The organism is Maribacter caenipelagi (genome assembly GCF_004364175.1).
Taxonomy (GTDB): Bacteria; Bacteroidota; Bacteroidia; order Flavobacteriales; family Flavobacteriaceae; genus Maribacter; species Maribacter caenipelagi.
Genome location: NZ_SNZW01000013.1, coordinates 449995 through 470322, shown reverse-complemented (window position 1 = coordinate 470322; position 20328 = coordinate 449995). Strand labels below are relative to the sequence as shown.

General features: G+C 34.5%; 22 protein-coding genes. 7 read left to right on the top strand and 15 right to left on the bottom strand.

Annotation, left to right across the window (positions count from 1 at the left end):
• The first annotated feature begins 126 nt into the window (after positions 1 to 126).
• Complete coding sequence (locus tag DFQ03_RS07030) at positions 127 to 516, top strand: DUF1456 family protein (protein ID WP_133672458.1); 390 nt, start codon at positions 127 to 129, stop codon at positions 514 to 516.
• A 45-nt stretch (positions 517 to 561) separates the two neighbouring features.
• Here the strand turns inward: DFQ03_RS07030 and DFQ03_RS07025 are convergent, their stop codons facing one another.
• From DFQ03_RS07025 to DFQ03_RS07010, 4 genes are all read right to left on the bottom strand, one after another.
• Positions 562 to 897 carry a hypothetical protein gene (locus DFQ03_RS07025; protein WP_133672457.1) on the bottom strand — a complete coding sequence of 112 codons (336 nt, stop codon included), beginning with the start codon at positions 895 to 897 and terminating at the stop codon, positions 562 to 564.
• 353 nt (positions 898 to 1250) lie between these two features.
• Positions 1251 to 1586 (bottom strand): hypothetical protein, encoded by a 336-nt coding sequence (locus DFQ03_RS07020; RefSeq protein WP_133672456.1) that lies wholly within the window; start codon positions 1584 to 1586, stop codon positions 1251 to 1253.
• 230 nt (positions 1587 to 1816) lie between these two features.
• Positions 1817 to 3010 (bottom strand): ADP-forming succinate--CoA ligase subunit beta, encoded by a 1194-nt coding sequence (sucC, locus tag DFQ03_RS07015; protein ID WP_133672455.1) that lies wholly within the window; start codon positions 3008 to 3010, stop codon positions 1817 to 1819.
• Between the two features lie 150 nt (positions 3011 to 3160).
• Positions 3161 to 3799 (bottom strand): LON peptidase substrate-binding domain-containing protein, encoded by a 639-nt coding sequence (locus DFQ03_RS07010; RefSeq protein ID WP_133672454.1) that lies wholly within the window; start codon positions 3797 to 3799, stop codon positions 3161 to 3163.
• A 152-nt stretch (positions 3800 to 3951) separates the two neighbouring features.
• On the opposite strand from DFQ03_RS07010, the gene lysA reads away from it, so the two are divergent.
• The 3 genes from lysA (at position 3952) to DFQ03_RS06995 (ending at position 8519) form a co-directional block, all read left to right on the top strand.
• On the top strand, positions 3952 to 5190 hold the full coding sequence (lysA, locus tag DFQ03_RS07005; RefSeq protein WP_133672453.1) for a diaminopimelate decarboxylase: 1239 nt from the start codon (positions 3952 to 3954) through the stop codon (positions 5188 to 5190).
• A 60-nt stretch (positions 5191 to 5250) separates the two neighbouring features.
• Positions 5251 to 5787, top strand: a complete 537-nt coding sequence (locus DFQ03_RS07000) for a thioredoxin family protein (RefSeq protein WP_133672452.1) — start codon at positions 5251 to 5253, stop codon at positions 5785 to 5787.
• A gap of 149 nt (positions 5788 to 5936) precedes the next feature.
• Complete coding sequence (locus tag DFQ03_RS06995) at positions 5937 to 8519, top strand: M1 family metallopeptidase (protein WP_133672451.1); 2583 nt, start codon at positions 5937 to 5939, stop codon at positions 8517 to 8519.
• Positions 8520 to 8577: 58 nt separating this feature from the next.
• On the opposite strand, the gene guaB is transcribed toward DFQ03_RS06995, so the two are convergent.
• The 6 genes from guaB to DFQ03_RS06965 all read right to left on the bottom strand — a co-directional run bounded on the left by guaB (position 8578) and on the right by DFQ03_RS06965 (position 14002).
• The gene (gene guaB, locus DFQ03_RS06990; protein WP_133672450.1) at positions 8578 to 10050 is read right to left on the bottom strand and encodes an IMP dehydrogenase; all 1473 of its coding nucleotides are present in this window, start codon (positions 10048 to 10050) and stop codon (positions 8578 to 8580) included.
• A gap of 39 nt (positions 10051 to 10089) precedes the next feature.
• Positions 10090 to 10602 (bottom strand): hypothetical protein, encoded by a 513-nt coding sequence (locus DFQ03_RS06985; protein ID WP_133672449.1) that lies wholly within the window; start codon positions 10600 to 10602, stop codon positions 10090 to 10092.
• Positions 10602 to 11138 (bottom strand): FMN-binding protein, encoded by a 537-nt coding sequence (locus DFQ03_RS06980; RefSeq protein ID WP_133672448.1) that lies wholly within the window; start codon positions 11136 to 11138, stop codon positions 10602 to 10604. The genes DFQ03_RS06985 and DFQ03_RS06980 overlap by 1 nt, the downstream gene beginning before the upstream one ends.
• Before the next feature lie 23 nt (positions 11139 to 11161).
• Positions 11162 to 12340, bottom strand: a complete 1179-nt coding sequence (locus DFQ03_RS06975) for a hypothetical protein (protein ID WP_133672447.1) — start codon at positions 12338 to 12340, stop codon at positions 11162 to 11164.
• A 148-nt stretch (positions 12341 to 12488) separates the two neighbouring features.
• On the bottom strand, positions 12489 to 13358 hold the full coding sequence (locus DFQ03_RS06970) for a hydroxymethylglutaryl-CoA lyase (protein ID WP_133672446.1): 870 nt from the start codon (positions 13356 to 13358) through the stop codon (positions 12489 to 12491).
• Positions 13359 to 13411: 53 nt separating this feature from the next.
• Positions 13412 to 14002: a LysE family translocator gene (locus DFQ03_RS06965; RefSeq protein WP_243834441.1), complete on the bottom strand. Its 591-nt coding sequence runs from the start codon at positions 14000 to 14002 to the stop codon at positions 13412 to 13414.
• 115 nt (positions 14003 to 14117) lie between these two features.
• Here DFQ03_RS06965 and DFQ03_RS06960 point away from each other — a divergent pair, with 115 nt between their 5' ends.
• Positions 14118 to 14528: a Dabb family protein gene (locus DFQ03_RS06960; RefSeq protein ID WP_133672444.1), complete on the top strand. Its 411-nt coding sequence runs from the start codon at positions 14118 to 14120 to the stop codon at positions 14526 to 14528.
• A 79-nt stretch (positions 14529 to 14607) separates the two neighbouring features.
• On the opposite strand, the gene DFQ03_RS06955 is transcribed toward DFQ03_RS06960, so the two are convergent.
• Positions 14608 to 15651: a quinone-dependent dihydroorotate dehydrogenase gene (locus DFQ03_RS06955; RefSeq protein ID WP_133672443.1), complete on the bottom strand. Its 1044-nt coding sequence runs from the start codon at positions 15649 to 15651 to the stop codon at positions 14608 to 14610.
• Positions 15652 to 15709: 58 nt separating this feature from the next.
• A complete protein-coding gene (locus tag DFQ03_RS06950; protein WP_133672442.1) occupies positions 15710 to 16156 on the bottom strand; it encodes a hypothetical protein in 447 nt (148 codons plus the stop codon).
• 75 nt (positions 16157 to 16231) lie between these two features.
• Here DFQ03_RS06950 and pepT point away from each other — a divergent pair, with 75 nt between their 5' ends.
• Together pepT and DFQ03_RS06940 are read left to right on the top strand one after the other, a co-directional pair.
• The gene (gene pepT, locus DFQ03_RS06945) at positions 16232 to 17455 is read left to right on the top strand and encodes a peptidase T (protein ID WP_133672441.1); all 1224 of its coding nucleotides are present in this window, start codon (positions 16232 to 16234) and stop codon (positions 17453 to 17455) included.
• A 4-nt stretch (positions 17456 to 17459) separates the two neighbouring features.
• Complete coding sequence (locus tag DFQ03_RS06940; RefSeq protein ID WP_133672440.1) at positions 17460 to 18059, top strand: YdeI/OmpD-associated family protein; 600 nt, start codon at positions 17460 to 17462, stop codon at positions 18057 to 18059.
• A 5-nt stretch (positions 18060 to 18064) separates the two neighbouring features.
• Here the strand turns inward: DFQ03_RS06940 and DFQ03_RS06935 are convergent, their stop codons facing one another.
• The 3 genes from DFQ03_RS06935 to DFQ03_RS06925 all read right to left on the bottom strand — a co-directional run bounded on the left by DFQ03_RS06935 (position 18065) and on the right by DFQ03_RS06925 (position 20290).
• Positions 18065 to 19414, bottom strand: a complete 1350-nt coding sequence (locus tag DFQ03_RS06935) for a Gfo/Idh/MocA family protein (RefSeq protein WP_133672439.1) — start codon at positions 19412 to 19414, stop codon at positions 18065 to 18067.
• Positions 19415 to 19507: 93 nt separating this feature from the next.
• On the bottom strand, positions 19508 to 19795 hold the full coding sequence (gene yajC / locus DFQ03_RS06930; RefSeq protein ID WP_073243291.1) for a preprotein translocase subunit YajC: 288 nt from the start codon (positions 19793 to 19795) through the stop codon (positions 19508 to 19510).
• A gap of 24 nt (positions 19796 to 19819) precedes the next feature.
• Positions 19820 to 20290: a DUF1573 domain-containing protein gene (locus tag DFQ03_RS06925; RefSeq protein ID WP_036152838.1), complete on the bottom strand. Its 471-nt coding sequence runs from the start codon at positions 20288 to 20290 to the stop codon at positions 19820 to 19822.
• Positions 20291 to 20328 lie beyond the last annotated feature (38 nt).

Genomic DNA, 20328 nt, shown 5'->3' with positions numbered 1-20328 from the left:
ATGTAGATATTCTGACACATAAAACGATATTTACTAACCTAGATTCACATAAATCAACCTATTAACAAGGCACATCAACCAACAGGTCATATTTTTATAATAACTTGCAGTCCTTAAAATTGCGGTATGACTAATAATGATATATTTAAAAAACTAAGAGTAGCTTTAAAATTCAGAGATGATGAAATCGTAGAAATTTTACAACTTGTAGATTTTAAAATTTCTAAAAGTGAATTAGGTGCTTTTTTCAGAAATGAAGATCACCCTAATTATATGGAATGTGGCGATCAAGTGCTACGTAATTTCTTAAACGGATTAGTTCTTCATCTACGCGGAACAAAAGAAGACCCTAAAATACCTGGCGAAGTTCTTTTGGCCATGTCAACAAGCACCAAAAAACCGGCTCAAAAAACTGCTCCAAGAAATACTGACAGAAGAGACTTTAAAACAAAACAAATGAATAAGGTAGATACTGCCGTTAGCTCTGTAAAGTATAAAAACAAGAAAAAATCTTAATACACCTCTGTGTATTAAGATTTTTTTAAAGCATAACCTAATGAGTTATGCCTCGATTCGTACAGGAATGGTATATACTTTACCTTCCTCTACATCTGCCAAATTAACTTTTTGATAGTTTAATTTAGCTTTGACAAAACTTTCCATTTTATCGAATGTTGTACTTACAGATAATACAACAATTTCACCATCTGCATTTAAGGTAAAACGCACCTGTGCAGTTAAATCGTTGTGCTCTTCAGAAAAATTATTCAATGCTAACATTTCTGAAATCTGTTTTGAAAGATTTTTAGAAGGGTTTTCACCTTTTACATCGTTAGCTAATACATTACCTGTTGCAAGTAGCATTGCAGCTACGACTACTAAACTTAATTTTCTCATGACTTTTTGTTTTTCACTCCAGTTTATACTGAAATGTGATTAATAATTGATTGATGATGAATTATTAAAAAGACGACTGAAAAATAACAATGTTACAATTTGAGCATATTTTAACATCTCTTTAATATTAATTCCTTAATTATTCATGTCAAAATTAAAAATACAATTCATAGAAAAAACACATTTTTAAAGGCTTAACCATTATTTCAATCTGGTAACCTTAAGTATATATTCATATCCTTAATTATTACAATAAATTAAAACTACAAACGCAATCAATACACACCTTAATTATTAAACAAAAAAAAAGAACGCTTTTATAGCGTTCTTTTTTTACTGTAAATTTCAGATTATTATTGAGCTATTTCTATTGGTATAACATAAACCACGTTTTTATTACCTGGCTCAAGACTTTCAAAATCAATTCCTTCTTTTAAAAATTCTTTCAAAAAATGATTATTTGATTCAACAGATAATAATCTATACTTACCATCATCTGCAACCGCAATTTTTATTTTAGCTTTAGCCCCTCTTATTTGATCAGGTATATCCTCATCGGCCAACATCTCATAAATTTGAGTAGTAACCCATTTAGCTCCTTTGTCCTCTTTATACTCAATATCATTAGCTGTAGCAGTACCGATACCCACTGCCAACATAGCTATTAATAAAATTTTAATTTTTTTCATAATATCTATTTTAAGGTTTGACATAACACGTCAATAAATTACACATACCACAAAATAAAGGATTAATAATGTTAATATGATAATTTTAACATCTATTTAATATTAAATTAATAATATAAATAGATTTTACCCCTATTAACTACATTTTCAATAATTACATTAAAAATTAAAACAAAAAAAGACCATTCAAAATGAATGGTCTTTATATAAATTAAGATATGCAAACTTGTTTAAGCCAATACAGCTTTTACTTTATCTGCAGCCTCTTGAAACTGTACGGCAGATTGTACTGCTAGTCCAGAGTTATCAATAATCTCTTTTGCTAACTCAGCGTTAGTACCTTGTAATCTTACAATAATCGGCACTTTCATTGAATCGCCCATATTCTTGTAAGCATCAACAACACCTTGTGCTACACGATCACATCGAACGATACCACCAAATATGTTAATTAGAATTGCTTTGACGTTAGGATCTTTTAATATAATCCTAAAAGCCTCTTCAACTCTTTTAGCATCTGCAGTACCACCAACATCTAAGAAGTTAGCTGGCTCGCCACCTGCCATTTTAATTAAATCCATCGTTGCCATTGCAAGACCTGCGCCGTTAACCATACACCCAACGTTACCGTCAAGATCTACATAGTTAAGTCCAACTTCTCTTGCTTCCACTTCAATAGCGTTCTCTTCTCTAAGATCACGCATTTCAGCATATTGCTTTCTACGGTATAGTGCATTATCATCTATAGAAACCTTAGCATCAACAGCCATGATTAAATCATCGGATGTTTTTAATACAGGGTTAATTTCAAACATATTAGAATCACTTTCTACATATGCTTTATATAATGATGCAACGAATTTTGTCATCTCTTTGAACGCAGTACCTGAAAGACCTAAGTTAAAAGCAATTTTTCTTGCTTGAAAACCTAACAATCCTGTAGCTGGATCAATTTCTTCTGTAAAAATTAAGTGCGGAGTGCTTTCAGCTACCTCTTCAATGTCCATACCACCTTCTGTAGAATACATAATCATATTCTTACCAGTAGCTCTGTTCAATACAACAGACATATAGAATTCACTAGTTTCACTTTCGCCAGGGTAGTACACATCTTCGGCAACCAATACTTGGTGTACTTTTTTACCTTCCGCAGAAGTTTGCGGCGTAATTAAGTTCATACCAATAATCTGGTTTGCTATCTCTTCTACTTCTTTAAGGTTTTTGGCTAATTTTACACCACCACCTTTACCACGACCACCTGCGTGTACTTGCGCTTTAATAACATGCCATCCAGTTCCGGTTTCAGCAGTTAATTGCTTTGCAGCCTCAACAGCCTCTTTTGCATTTTGGGCAACTATTCCTCTTTGGATGCGCACCCCAAAACTTGCTAATATCTCTTTTCCTTGATATTCGTGAAGGTTCATATATATGGTGAATTTAATTGTTAAGCAAAAATAGGAAACAGGAAGTAATAATCTAAAAATACTGGTGATTAATTAGAATAACTACTATAATTAACCTGGTAAAAACACAAAACGCTTGAAATATTATTACATTTTACAGCTAAAAAAGACTTAAATCTCTAAATCTTTAAAATCTAATGGATCAAAATTTTTAAAATGACCATTAAGTTCGATCGCCTTTTTGGTTCTATTCACTTCTGACAATACCGTAATCGTAGATGTTAAGTGTAAGCCTATAAAATTAAGGCGATCATTTTCCTTCGGTATTTGTAACAGTTGGTACTCTTGTTCGAAAGACAATCCAATTTTGTGTGCAAGGGTAAAACTATTGAATTCTTTTGCGTTGAGTTGGGTATAAGGCACATCCATAATAGCATACAATTGCTCTATACCATTAATAATAGTTTGTTTTTTTTCTTCGGATGCTTCATAGTCGTACTCCAACAATTTTACAATACCACCGGCATATAATTTATTCTCCATGATATTATCGAAAGCCAGCAATTTAAATACTTGCCTTGCAACGCAGACCACATCCATTTCTCCGCTTTCGTAAGTAGTCACTACTTCTACAAGCTGCACCTCAACACCATATTCCATCTTATTGTTTATAAATACCGGAATACCAAAAGTGATGGCTTCTTCTCTACAATCTTGTATTAATTGCTTGTAGCGATCTTCAAAAACATGAAGGGGAACTGTCTCCCCTGGAAAGAATATGGACTGTAATGGAAATAAAGGTAATTTCATATGCTAAAAGTACAAAGGAGTTTATATAGCTCCAAAATAAATAGAACTCTCAACTGTTACAAATATCACAACTTGTTATTTTTAGCGATTTTATGTTATTATTTTTGTTCTTAATAAATTAGAAAAGTAAATTTGCCTTAAAATTAGATAGTATGAGAAATGAGGATTTATTGCAAATCGCAAAAACCTATGGTGATCCGGTGTATGTTTATGACTCGGAAAAAATAGTTTCACAGTTCAATAGATTGACCAAAGCTTTTGGCTCTGTTAAGAAATTGAAACTTAACTATGCAGCCAAGGCACTTTCTAATATTACTATTTTAAGATTAATGAATAGTCTTGGTAGTGGTCTTGATACCGTATCTATTCAAGAAGTTCAATTAGGCTTGTTAGCTGGTTTTGAACCAGAATCGATCATATTTACCCCTAACGGAGTTTCTTTAGAAGAAATTGAGCAAGCTGCCAAATTGGGAGTACGTATTAACATAGACAACCTTTCTATATTAGAGCAGTTTGGTAGTAAGCATCCAAATATCCCAGTATGTATAAGAATTAATCCGCATGTAATGGCAGGTGGAAATTCTAATATATCCGTTGGTCATATAGATTCTAAATTCGGAATCAGTATTCATCAAATTCCGCATTTACTTCGTATTGTAGAATTGACTAAAATGAATATCAACGGTATTCACATGCATACAGGTAGTGATATTTTAGATATCGATGTATTCTTATATGCTTCTGAAATTCTTTTTGATACTGCTCGAAATTTCAAAAATCTTGATTTTATTGATTTCGGTAGCGGCTTCAAAGTACCTTATAAAGAAGGAGATATTGAAACCAATGTTGAAGAACTAGGTAAAAAACTTAGTACTCGATTTAATGAATTCTGTAAAGAATATGGTAAAGATTTGACATTGGCTTTTGAGCCGGGTAAATTTTTAGTGAGTGAAGCAGGTGTTTTTCTTGCAAAAGTGAATGTAGTTAAACAAACAACATCAACCGTATTTGCAAGTGTAGATTCTGGTTTTAATCATTTAATTAGACCAATGCTTTATGGTGCTACACATACCATAAACAATATTTCTAATCCAAGTGGTAGAGAGCGTTATTATTCTGTAGTAGGATATATCTGTGAGACCGATACTTTTGCCAGTAATAAAAGAATCAATGAAATTACCGAGGGCGATATTCTTTGCTTTAAAAATGCAGGCGCGTATTGCTTTACCATGGCAAGTAACTACAACTCAAGATTTAGACCACCAGAGGTTCTTTGGCATAAAGGAAAAGCAATTCTTATACGCGAAAGAGAAATTTTTGAAGATTTAATTCGCAACCAAGTAGATGTAAAAGATTTGTTCGCTGTTAAAGAAACCGCAAAAGTGAAATAAAGCATTTAAAAATACGTTAGTTTTGGTATAATAGTTGGAATATACACTCAAATAAAACTCATGAAAACGTATTCTTTATCTTTTTCTAAACCATTTTTATTTTTAGCCGTACTCTTTGTTTCGGCTGCTAGTTATGCACAAGAGGTAAATTGGATTTCCTGGGATGAGGCTGCCGAATTAACTGCAACCGATACAAACCCAAAGAAAGTCTTTATTGATGTGTATACAGATTGGTGTGGATGGTGCAAGAAAATGGATAAGGACACTTTTCAAAACCCCGAAGTAGCTGCTTATATGGCAGAGAACTACTACATGGTTAAATTTGATGGCGAAGGTAAAGACCCTATCGAATATAAAGGAAAGACATATAAATTTGTTCCATCAGGAAGAAAAGGGTATCATGAATTTGCCGCAGCCTTAATGCAAGGTCGTTTAAGTTACCCAACTACCATTTTCTTAGACGAAGAATTAAATATGCTTTCACCAATACCTGGTTATCAGAAACCAGAGCCATTCTTAGAAATAGCTCGTTATTTTGGTAGTGATATTTACAAAGAAAAAGACTGGAAAGCATACACAGGCGAGGCTGGTAAATAATTTTCAGAATATATACCTGTCTACTATAGTCATTAAAGATATGTAATGACTTCTCGATAATTTTATTTTCATTTAGAGTTATACGTTGTTGAAAAATTGGAAAGCAATTTCCATTAAAGTACTTTCACAACAATGTATAATGCCAACTTATGAAGAACCTATTTTACGCTAGTTTTTTAGTTCTCTTTTTAATTTCGTGCTCTAACGAAAATAACACTGCAAAGTCCATTGAATCTGGAGTATCAGAAGATATGGCAACCCAAAGAGCTTCGCTAATCTCAAATGTTCATTATAACCTAAGTTTTGATATCCCTAAAGAACAAGATGCTCCTATATCATCAAAATTAGTTCTAAACTTCAACTTAGTGGAACTTCAAAAGCCAGTTTACTTAGATTTTAATGAGGAAACTTCAAAAATAAAATCGGTATTTATCAATCAAACAGATGTCGCTATTCTTCATAAAAATGAACACATCATTTTGCCAAAGAAATATTTAATAAAAGGTAATAACACTATTACAATTGCGTTCAATGCCGGTGAACTTTCTTTAAATAGAAATGAAGATTACTTGTATACCCTATTAGTGCCAGATAGAGCAAGAACACTTTTCCCCTGTTTTGATCAACCAAATATAAAGGGGGTTTATACTTTAAATATTACCGCACCTGGCGACTGGAAAGTTTTAAGCGGTTCGAAAAAAATAAAGCAAACTCAGAAAGGCGAATACACACAACATGAATTTGGTGCTTCTGATCAAATGAGTACCTATCTATTTTCATTTGTGGCAGGCAAGTTTGAATCTGTAACTCAAAATCCGGCAAATATGGATATGACTATATTATACCGAGAAACAGATACTACGAAAATTAAGTACAGCTTAGACTCTATTTTCAATCTACATCAGCAGTCCTTATCATTTTTAGAGAAGTATACCGCATACCCCTTTCCTTTTCAAAAAATGGATTTCGCTGCAATACCCGGGTTTCAATATGGAGGTATGGAACATGTGGGAGCAATCCAGTACCGAGAAAGTTCTCTCTTTTTAGATAAAAGCGCAACGGCCAATAATAAATTAAGCCGTGCAAAACTAATTGCCCACGAAACATCGCATATGTGGTTTGGCGATTTAGTAACTATGAATTGGTTTAATGACGTTTGGATGAAGGAGGTATTTGCAAACTTCATGGCAGATAAAATCATGAATCCTGCTTTCCCAGATATAGACCATCAATTAGCTTTTATGATCAATCACTACCCAAATGCTTATAGTGAAGACAGAACATTGGGTACAAACCCTATTCGACAAGATTTAGATAATCTAAACAATGCAGGTTCACTTTACGGTAGCATCATCTATAATAAAGCACCAATAATGATGCGCCAATTAGAGACTGTTTTAGGCAAAGAAGCATTTCAAACAGGTATTCAAGAATACATAAACACATATGCTTTTAAAAATGCTGTTTGGGGCGAACTAATTGCCATTCTAGACAAAAAATCTACTACAGATATGGTTGCATGGAGCGATGTTTGGGTTAATAATTCTAGTAGACCCATCTTTAGTCATGTTATAGAATATGATGATGACAACTACATAACATCATTTAAACTATTTCAAAATGCAGAAGATAAGACTAATCATTCATGGCCACAGACATTTGAAGTGCTGTTTCTTTATCCTGATAAGTCAAAAACGTTGACCGTAAATATGATTGATAACGAATTGGTCGTACAGGATGCTATAGGCTTGGCTAAACCAACTTCCATATTATATAATTCAAATGCTGAAGGATATGGAGTATTTCCAATACAGGAAAAAGATCTAGAAATCATACCGACTATACATGACCAAGTGGCTCGTGGTTACGCCTACATAAATGTCTACGAGAATATGCTAAATGGAAGCATAACTCCCGCTAAAGCCATAAAGCTATACTCAACAGGACTAGTTAATGAAAAGAATGAATTATTAATTAGTCTCATCTCTAGATACACCACTTCAGTATTTTGGAAATACCTTACCGCAGAACAACGTCTTTATTATCAGAAAGAAATTAGCGAGCAAGTATGGTCTAGATTACAAGAAGAGTTACCTGCCAATATAAAAAAAACCTTATACTCCTCATACAAATCTATTGGCTATACCAATCTATCATTAAACCATTTATATAAAATTTGGAAAAAAGAATTAGTGATTAACAATCTAAAGCTTAATGATGACAATTATACGGAGCTAGCTATGGATTTAGCTTTGTACGGACACCCAGAGAGTGAAAGCATACTAAAAACGGCAGAACAAGCTATAAGTAATAATGATAAATTAAACAGGTTTAAATTTTTACTACCGTCTTTGTCAAAAGACCAGCAGACTAGAAATACTTTTTTCGAATCACTTCAACTGGAAGAAAATCGAGCTAAAGAGTCATGGGTGGCTAATGCAATGAATAACTTAAATCACCCTTTACATCAAGAGAAATCCATTCAGCATCTACGACCAAGCCTTGATTTAGTTGAAGAAATACAAAAAACTGGTGATATCTTTTTCCCGAAGAGATGGCTGAGTAGTACCATAGGTAATTATACTTCACCGGAAGCTTTTGAAATTTTACAGAGTTACTTAAAAGAAAATCCGGATTTAAATTCATCCTTAAAATCAAAAGTATTACAAGCTTCAGATGATTTGAGAAGGGTTCAGCTTCTGCAGAAACAGATTGACACCTCTTTAGATTAATATTGAGACATAAAAAAGAGGTCCTTTAGACCTCTTTTTTTATACACTACTAAATTTTCTATCTACTATAATTAGGGCTCTCTTTTGTAATGGTAACATCATGTGGATGACTTTCGTTAATACCACTAGCTGTAATTTTAACAAATCTACCATTGTCTTGTAATGATGCAATATCCTTTGCCCCACAGTATCCCATACCAGCTTTTAATCCGCCTACAAATTGATGAATACTTTCATATAATTCCCCTTTGTAAGGTACACGACCAACGATACCCTCAGGTACTAATTTTTTAATATCATCTTCAACATCTTGAAAATAACGATCCTTACTACCTTGTTTCATAGCCTCTACAGAACCCATACCTCGGTAAGACTTGAATTTTCTACCTTCATAGATAATCGTTTCTCCGGGAGATTCTTTTGTACCTGCTAAAAGTGACCCTAACATTACCGTATCGGCACCTGCTGCAATCGCCTTAGGGATATCACCCGTATAACGAATTCCACCATCTGCAATGACCGGAACACCTGACCCTTTTATAGCCGCAGCTACTTCTAATACCGCAGAAAACTGAGGAAAACCAACACCTGCAACAACTCTGGTTGTACAAATTGAACCCGGACCAATACCAACTTTAACGGCGTCTGCACCAGCGTCTACCAAATATTTTGCTGCTTCGCCAGTAGCAATGTTACCAACGATAACATCTAGGTTAGGAAATTTTTTCTTTACCGCCTGTAATACAGAAACAACACCTTTTGTATGACCATGAGCAGTATCAATTACCACTGCATCTACACCAGCATTAACCAATGCCTCTGCTCTCTCTACAGCATCGGCCGTAACACCTAAAGCTGCTGCAACACGAAGTCTACCGAACTGATCTTTATTTGCACTTGGCTTTTGGGTAAGTTTTGTAATATCACGAAATGTAATCAAACCTACCAACTTATAATTTTTATCTACAACAGGTAGCTTTTCAATTTTATGTTGTTGTAAAATATCTTCTGCTTCTGAAAGTGAAGTACCTTCAGCAGCTGTTACCAAATTTTCAGAAGTCATTACTTCAGAAATTGGTCTTTCGTTATTTTTCTCGAAACGTAAATCTCTATTGGTTACTATACCTAAAAGTTTACCATCGGCATCAACGATAGGAATACCGCCAATACTATACTCTTTCATATTGGCTTTGGCATCTTTCACTTTCGAATCTAGTGGTTGTGTAACCGGATCCAAAATCATTCCGCTTTCAGCTCTTTTTACCTTTCTTACTTTCATTGCCTGTTGCTCAATACTCATATTCTTGTGCAACACACCAATACCACCTTCTTGAGCCATGGCAATTGCCATTCTAGACTCCGTTACCGTATCCATCGCTGCCGATATAATAGGTACATTGATTGTAATATTTCTTGTGAATTTTGTCTGAATACTAACTTCTCTTGGAAGCACTTCAGAATACGCAGGTACTAATAATACGTCGTCGTATGTTAGACCTTCTCCTAGAATTTTATTTTGGTGGGCTTGCATAGCAATTAAGGATTTAATTGCGTGCAAATATAGTGAATATTATTGGTTAAAAGTATTAGCGAACTGTTTGGAAAATGTTAATTGATACAACACAATCATAGCAGATACCGTGTATGTCGTTGTCATTAATATACCCGATACTATTACTATATATTTAAACCAAGTAATACCAGACCAAAGAAAATAGATTCCACCAAAGGTGAGCAATACTGATAAGAATGGCTCTACGGTTAAAACTACCTTGAGTTTTGTAGGTAGTTTAGTTAGCCACACCAATATACCTAACAAAAAAAAGATAAAAGACATTGATAGAATATGGGTATGTATAATAGTTAGCATTTGTCGTTCGCTCTTTTTAAACTTCATGACATCAGCATTTTCATCTGATTCATTACCCAAGTAATTCTCTTCGATACCATCTACAGAAGCAGTACTGGTTTCAGAAACAAAGAGTAATCCGGTAAAATACCCAACGGAAAGAACAATTACAAAAGCCCCTATAAATAAGCGAATTGATTTTGGCAGCTCTGGTAAAAGACCATTAAAGTTCATTATAGCATTTTATTTTCTTGCAAGATAGTAAGTGTTTGCAAAAGGTCATCAATTGCATTGGTCATGGAGCGAACAGATATTGTTGCACCTGCAATACCATCAATATTAGTTTCATGGTTTAAGCGGTCACCTGGTTTTTTACCAATGAATTGTTTTAACCAGCGCTTGCTTCCTATTTCACCACCATACTCTTCGCGATAAATTAAAACCTTAGTGTGTAGAATTTTAAAATTAGCATCAAGCAAAACCATATAATCAAAGTTTGCTGTCTTACTTGGGGCTTGTTCTACATATATATAACCAATATGACTTTGACCGTCAAGCACACGAAATAAGTTTTCTGCATCAATTTTACTAGGTAAATCTAATTGGGCATTTTTTGTAACCGCAATAGCCTCCATAGTAAAAGAATCAATCTCAAAATAACCAGATATTTCTTTTTCCACCTTTTTCTGAATATTTTTTGGCAGACCAAAACCCATTACTATACCTATAGCAAGTATACAAACTATTAATCTTAGAACCTTATTATTCATATCTACTGATTATTATAACCTGATTAAAACCAAACACCTATACCAAAATTAAGCCTGTCTTTTACATCTTCAACGTCTGAAGCATTGCTTCTAAATTGATAATCACCTTTCAAAACTACACCAGGTGCAAGGTGATAAGTTAAACCTGTAGTAACATCTGTTCTGTTATAAGCATCATTGCGAACTATACTACCTTCGGTATCAACATGCGTATCATATTGTTCGTAACGAGTAAATACAAAAAGCTTTTGCTCTTTATCCATCGGTAGCAAATTGTATGCCCCTTCTACATAAAAGCCTCTAAGTGTACTACCTAAATCTCTTCCTGTAGCCGTATTATATTCTTCTGTATCCGATAAAGATGCATTTACAAACTGACCACGTGCCGTAAAACGATCATAAGCGTAACGAGCATCTAAGCCAACCATTGCGATACCAATATTTGCACCTTCCATAGTTTCTATATCATCTGCTGCTTGAGTTTTTCCGAAATAAGTCGACATGCCCAAACGTAAACCAGAAATACCGTAATAATCAAGTTTGGTAGATAAAGTAGGACTATCGATGGTTGATTGAATTGCTTTTTGACGACCACCTCTTAATCCACTAGAACCACCTAAAAATCCTGATAGACCTCCTTCACCATCAGCTTCAGTAGATTTGAATCCGTTAAAAACATAAGCTTGGTATCCTAAATTAATATCATTGAATCTACCTGCAACCCCTACACCGATCTCTCTCCATGTAGTTGGTACAATGGCATTATCCATACCTGGACGTTCTGTTCCATTAAAAGTAGTAGGTTCGTGAAACTCATTAATAATACCCATTGGCACCAACATTAAACCTCCACGTAAGCTGATATTATTACCTACGGAATAGTTTACAAAAGCCTGCTCAACAAAAACTTCGTTTACGTGCTCAAGTTCAACTTCGGTTACAAATTGTGTTTTATCATTGAAACGGTATCCAAAAAGCAACACCATTCGTTGCACATCTAACTCCCCATTATCACCTTCAGGTTGGTTGTATAACATTTCGGCATAAGCACCAACTGTAACCGCAGAAGCGTAGTTACCAGAAAGTAATCGCTGCGCGGCATTAATTTGAGTTTGAGGAACTAATGTAATGGAATCAGTTTTAGTTTGTGCCTGTACACAAGTAAAAGTAAATAGCAATACTAATAGGTAAACGTATTTCATCTTCTTAAATCTGCTTATAATAATCGTTAACATTTTATTAACGGAGTGCAAATTTATGACCTATAAAGATAATAGCAAAGTTTATTTGTAATAAATCTAAATAAACTTAACGTTAATTAATCATTCACCAAGAAGAAGATAGCCTAAGTTAATGATACGCCGTAAACAACTCAGTAGCTTTATTGTAAGAAGCTTCAAACGCCATCCAATTTACGCCTGAGTCTATTTTCTCTGCAGTAAAATACGATAGCATTTTCTCTGTAGGCATATTGCCGGTTAAATCGTCTTTGGCCATTGGGCAACCACCAAAACCTTTTATGGCGCCATCAAAACGTCTACACCCAGATTCATATGCAGCAGCCACTTTCTCGTGCCATTTGGCAGGCGTAGTATGCAAGTGCGCACCGAATTCAATAGTTGGATATTTAGGAATTAGATTTGAGAACAAATATGAAATCGTTTCGGGATCAGAAGAACCAACGGTATCTGAAAGAGATAATATTTTAGCTCCCATTTTTGCGAGTTTCTCTGTCCACTCCCCTACAATATCAACATCCCAAGGATCTCCATAAGGGTTACCAAATCCCATAGAAATATAGGTAACCACTTCTTTATTGGCGGCATCTGCCAAATTGAATATTTCTTGTAAAGTCTCTACCGATTGTGCAATTGTTTTATGCGTATTTCGCATTTGAAAATTCTCTGAAATAGAAAAAGGGAAACCTAAATAATCAATTTCAGGGTGTAAAACAGCATCTTCTGCCCCACGAACATTCGCAACTATTGATAGTAATTTAGAGTCTGTTTTTGATAAGTCTAATTTTGACAAAACCTCAGCAGTATCTACCATTTGCGGTATTGCTTTTGGCGAAACAAAGCTTCCGAAATCTATAGTATCAAAACCACAGCCCAACAACGATTGTATATACCTTACCTTTTCACCAGTAGGTATAAAATGCTTAATGCCTTGCATGGCATCTCGTGGGCATTCTACTAATTTGATCTTTGAATTAGACATTTCGTAAAAATACGAACTCTAAATAAGTATCTCATATTAATAATTCAAATAAACTACCCGAAAAATAAATAAACAGCAATACCGATGAAGACAATAATCTGAACCCATTTTAAAACAAACCCCGTTCTTTTGTTGGATCTCAAAAAACTGGAGATTTGACCAGACAATACTGCAATAGCACCGAAAACAATTGAAGACATTGCTATAAATAAAAAACCAAGGGCATAGAATTGTATGACGTTGCTTAAAGAATCTGAAAATAGAAATCCTGGAAAAAAAGCTAGAAAAAATATCGTCACCTTTGGGTTTAAAACATTCATTATAAAACCCTGTTTATATAATGCACCTAAACTTTTTCTATTTTTTGTTTCTGCGCTAATAGAGATAGTATCTCCCCCTCTATACACCATTACTGCTAAATATAACAAATAGGCAGCCCCGAACATTTTAATAAAGCTAAATATAAAAGGGGTATTTTTTATAATTGCAGAAACCCCAAATGCCAATAAGGTAGTATGCACTAAACAACCGGTCATTAGACCTGCGACAACCGCTAATCCATATTTTTTACCATTACTAATACTTTGTATAAGTACAAATATATTGTCAGGCCCTGGTGAAAGAGCCAACACAAATGTTGCCATCGAAAAAGCTAATAATATGTCGTAATTCAATCTAGAAAATATAAGTTAGACATGAAAAGTACGAATAACAATGAATTACACCTATTTTTAATATCTTGTATAAAATTCACAGACTATGAAAATTAAATTATTTCTTTTACTAATTAGCATTTCATTCATGTCAAACGCTTTTGCGAAGACAGATGAAAACATGACCACAACAATAATGATTCAAAGCGATAGCCTTTTAAGGCATACTGTCTTTTTTAAGTTTAAAGAAGGCACTACTGCCGAACAGATAAAACAAGTAGAAGATGCTTTTAGCGCATTACCTTCTAAAATAGAACAAATTAAAGCATATGAATGGGGATTGAACAATAGTCCTGAAGGTTTGGATAAAGGCTTTACACATGCCTTTTTTCTAACATTTGAAAGCGAAGAAGATCGTGCTATTTACTTACCACACCCAGACCATAAAGCGTTTGGTGCTGTATTGACTCCGTTTTTAGATGATGTCTTTGTTGTCGATTACTGGACAAAATCATAAATTTAAATCTTTCATATATAAAATGCCCTTATACAGTTTGTATAAAGGCATTTTATATTTTATAGCAGTATATGAATTCTTAAACGTCAGCTTTTTCGATAAGCGCTTTATTAATTTCTTTTACCAAAGCCGGACCTTCATATACAAAGCCCGTCCATAATTGAATTAAATCGGCACCAGCTTCTAATTTCTCGATAGCATCTTCAGCAGAATTTATACCGCCTACACCAATAATCGGAAATGCTTTATTACTTTTCTCCGCTAAAAATCGAATGACCTCAGTACTTCTATCTTTCAAAGGAGCTCCACTTAGTCCGCCAGCTTCTTCCGTCACCAAAGCATGAGATTTTAAATTCTCTCTAGAAATGGTTGTATTAGTAGCTATAATACCATCAATAGTTGTTGTTTTAACAATATCAATAATATCTAACAATTGGCTATCGGTAAGGTCGGGCGCAATTTTCAATAAAATAGGCTTACGCACAGTCGATTTACGGTCGCTTTGTTTCGAGTTTTCTAATTGTAGCTCATTAAGCAAAGCCGTTAACGGCTCTTTATCTTGTAACTCTCTTAACCCTGGGGTGTTTGGCGAACTTACATTCACCACAAAGTAGTCTACGTGATCGAACAATGCATCAAAACAGATCAAATAATCTTTAATTGCTTCATTATTCGGTGTTACTTTGTTCTTACCAATATTACCACCAATTAAGACCTTATGTTCTTTCTTTAAATTCTCGACGGCTTCGAAAACTCCGTGATTATTAAAACCCATTCGGTTTATGATAGCTTTATCTTCCTTTAAACGAAATAATCTTTTCTTGGGATTGCCATCTTGGGGCTTAGGGGTAAGAGTACCTATTTCAACAAATCCGAATCCGAAATCTGATAATTCGTTATATAGAACTGCATTTTTGTCGAAACCAGCAGCTAGACCAACCGGATTCTTAAATTTAAGACCAAAAAGCTCTCGCTCTAAACGTTTATCTTCTACCACGAACATAGATTTAATAAGACCAGATAGTCCTATTTTAGAGAAAAACTTAATGCTTGAAAAACTAATATGGTGAACTTTCTCTGGATCAAAAAGAAATAAAAGAGGTCTAATAAAAAGCCTATACATGTATATATTTTAGAAGCCGCAAAAATACAAACTGTAAATGAGAAAGTTAAGCAATATTTTATCTGTTTTCAATAGATATACTATCTGTATAGACCGCGGGTACTACAATGTAAGCTGAACGAGAAGCATCTTTACATAAAGACAGGTATAGTTCATATTGATTCGAATTAAACAATGCCAACATTTTCTTGTCTATCATTTCTTGAACCGCCGCCATACTGTCCATTACCACTTTGTACTTATCTGCTAATTGACGTAGCTCGGTAACACTACTTTGAGGGTGTCTACTCTTTACGTTTTCTAATTCATTACTTAAAATATCGTTACGATATTTTATCTCTGCACTAAAACTTTCTAATTTCTCATGTTGCATTTCGTTCAATTGAAAAATATCAGAAATTATAGAATCGCTTGTAACGCCAACGCCAAGGATACAATCTGCCTGAGCATTTAAATTTGCGAAAAGTAAAAGAAAAGCCAACACCACTACATATCTAAATCTCATCTTCAGTTAATTTATCGAATCTTACGTTTACTAATTTACAATTTATAACCTTATTTTTGATAAAACTCATTTTACATGCAGCATATCATTGATCGTTTCATAAGTTATATTACTATTGACACGCAGAGCGATTCATCATCTGACACTACACCAAGTACGGAAAAACAGTGGAATTTAGCGAATAAATTAGTGGACGAATTAAAGGCTATAGGTCTGTCTGACGTTACTATAGACGACAATGCTTACATAATGGCCACCTTACCTTCAAATGTTGACCATGACGTACCTACTATTGGTTTTATATCTCATTTTGATACGTCTCCTGATTTTTCGAGCACCAATGTAAATCCGCAAATTATAAGAAATTACGATGGCAAAGACATTGTTCTTAACAAGGAAAAAGACATCATTCTATCATCATCGTATTTTGATGATTTATTACAATATATCGGGCAAACAATTATAACTACAGATGGCACTACGCTATTAGGTGCCGATGATAAAGCAGGTATTACAGAGATTGTAACTGCGATGGAGTATTTAAAAAACAATCCGGAAATAAAGCATGGCACCATAAGAATTGGGTTTACACCCGATGAAGAAATTGGTCGTGGCGCCCATAAATTCGATGTTGAAAAATTTGGTGCGGCATGGGCATATACTATGGATGGTAGCCAAATTGGAGAACTAGAATATGAAAATTTCAATGCGGCATCAGCAAAAATTACCGTAAAAGGTAAAAGTGTACACCCAGGCTATGCAAAGGGTAAAATGGTAAATGCAATTTTAATTGCAAACAAGATTATAAGTGAATTCCCTAAACATGAAATACCAGAGGAAACATCTGGCAGAGAAGGCTTTTTTCATGTACACCATTTTGAAGGAGAAATTGAAAATGCAACGGTAGAACTTATTATTAGAGATCACGATTTAAAGCATTTTAACAAACGAAAAGAATTGGCACAAGATATCGTCAAGAAATATAATACCGAATTTAACAATTGTATTGAGCTAGAGTTAAAAGACCAATACTTTAATATGAAAGAAAAGGTAGCACCTGTTTTTCATATTGTGGAGACTGCAAAAAAAGCAATGGAAGATATTGGTATAAAACCGATTATTAAACCTATTCGTGGCGGTACAGATGGTTCTCAGCTAAGTTACATGGGCTTACCATGCCCTAATATATTTGCTGGCGGTCATAATTTTCATGGTAAATATGAATATGTACCTGTTGAAAGTATGCAGAAGGCAGTAGAAGTAATCGTACGTATTTGTGAGTTGACGGCAAACCAATAATACAATGGAAAAGCAAGAAAAAATAGATATTTTTTTTAGCGAGACCCATCTATTTAAAAATGGTGTAGCACAGCTAAGAACACTTGCTTTAGCCTGCGGCATGACTGAAACTTATAAATGGAATTTCCCTACATATATAGTCAATGGAAAAAATATTATAGCCATTAATAAGTTTAAAAACCATTTTGGAATTTGGTTCTTTAATGGTGTGTTTTTAAGCGACCCAGAAAAAGTACTTGAAAATGCACAAGAAGGAAAAACAATGGCAATGCGTCACTGGAAATTTTCTTCAGCAGAGGACATTGACGAAAAAGTGGTTACAGCGTATTTAAAAGAAACAATTGAAAATCAAAAAAAGGGACTGCAATTGAAAGTTATAAAAAAATCTAAACCCAAAATTGAGATTCCCGCTCACTTATCTATCGCATTAGAAAACAACGTTGACATAAAAGATGCTTTTAACAAATTATCCTATTCCAAACAAAAAGATTACGCCGAGTATATTACTACCGCCAAACAAGAAAAAACGAAACTATCTAGATTAGAAAAGATAGTTCCGTTGATATTGGCAGGTAAAGGTCTAAATGACATTTACCGTAAGTAATCTATTTACAAAGTTGGCAACTTCCAGCCGTTATGATACTTTGCTTTTAAAAACTGATTGGCTTCTTCATTTTTAAATTGCCCTGTGGTTTCATCCCAATATATTCTATTTCCTGTTTTAAAGGCAACATTACCCATATGTGAAACCAAAGCGGCATCATAACCAACTTTTATTGGCGCGTTTAGCTTTGTACCATCCCTGCTTTTAACCGCCTCTATGAAATTCTTGGTGTGCAAATCTAATCCGCTAAAATCACCTTTGCCATGAGATACCGCTTCAATCTTAGGTATTCCGTCTTTGCCCCAACCTTGAAATTCTTTTTCAGGAATTACTTCCCAGCCACCTCTATCTACTACCAAGGTTCCATTATTTCCAATAAAAGCAATACCGTGGTTTCTACCGTAATTACCACCATCTATACCCGTTGCATGTTCCCAAAGAATTGAGAATCCGTCATACTCGTATACGGTCTGTAATGTATCCGGAGTTTCTGATGCATCATTTGGGTATGCAAATTTTCCTCCCAACGCCATTACAGATTTTGGTGTTCCAGCTTTCATACCGTACAAAGCATAATCCATTAAATGTACTCCCCAATCCGTCATTAATCCGCCTGCATAATCCCAAAACCATCTAAAATCGAAATGAAATCTATTTTTATTGAAAGCCCTATCTGGAGCCGGACCTAGCCACATTTTATAATCAACCCCTTTAGGAACCGGAGTATCTGCCACCACCGGCACAGGTTTCATCCAACCTTGGTACGCCCATGCTTTTGCCAAACGTATTTCACCTAGAGCACCAGAATGTACGTATTTAATAGCATCTACAAAGTGTGGCTGGCTACGTTGCCATTGCCCAATCTGAACCATTCTATCACGAGACTGTACAAAGTCTAACATAATGTTCGCCTCTTGAACAGAGTTGGCAATAGGTTTTTCACAGTACACATCTTTACCTGCCTGCAAAGCATCTGTTAATTGGAGGCAATGCCAATGATCTGGTGTACCTATAATAACAACATCTATATCTTTATTCTCGTATAATTTTCTATAATCGCCATACCACTTTGGCTTTTTAATTCCCGCTTTTTCAAGATCTGCTGTTCTTTCTCTCAATACATTCTCATCTACATCGCACAAAGCAATTACGTTGATTTCGGACATTTTTAAGAAAGAGCTTAAATCTGAAAAACCCATTCCCTTACAACCTACCAAACCAACATTAATAGTATCGTTTGCGCCAACTTTCTTTCGTATCATTGATAGTAATTCCATCGGAAACATAAATGATGCTCCTGTCAATACGAGCCCTGCTGTGCCCTTTTTAATAAAACTTCTCCTGTTGTGTTGCATGTTGTTGATTTAAGTGTACTTAAATATAACACAATTGGGCAAAAAAAACACCGACGTTTCCATCGGTGTTTTTTTATATGAATTCAGAAAAAGTTATTTCTTTTCTGGAGCGTTTAATTTAGCGCTCATTTCCATGGATATGGCAGATCTATCAAACTTTAATTTTCCTGCCATTGTTTCCAACACACAAGAAGAATCTTTATCATTCAAATCTACTACTTTTCCGTGCAGACCACTTTTGGTAATAACACGATCACCACGTTTTAATTCTGCCGAAAATTTCTTTTCATCCTTTTGTCTTTTCATTTGAGGTCTGATCATAAAAAAATATGCGACCACAAAAATCAAAATCATCGGAAGAAACTGCCCTATATCACCCATTTTTGGTATATCTGTAATTTATAATTATTTAACAGGTCCTAATGGAGCTGCTCCTTTTGGGTTAACAAAAGCTTTAATTCTCAAAAGCTCTGAACCTTTTTCTGTGTTTGCCGTAACTGTAATAGTTTTAGTAACCTGGTTTTGACCAGAACCGTTAAAGTTAACTTTCAACTCACCTGTTTCACCTGGTGCAATTGGATCCTTTGGAGGATTAGGAACTGTACAACCACAGCTACTTTTAGCATCAGTAATAATTAATGGAGCATTACCTGTATTGGTAAATGTAAATACGGTCTCTTGTGGAGTACCTTGCTCAATTGTACCAAAATCATGTTCTGCTTTTTCAAAAGACATTACAGGTACCGCTTTAGCAGCCTCATCTCTTACCGCAGCTTCTGCTACATTATCCGTTTTAATTTTACTTGATGCATTGTCTTTACAAGAAGTAAAAGCTACCATTGATACAAGACCAACGATTAGAACTATTTTTTTCATACTATTTAGATTTATCAATTAATTGTAAAATTATAAAA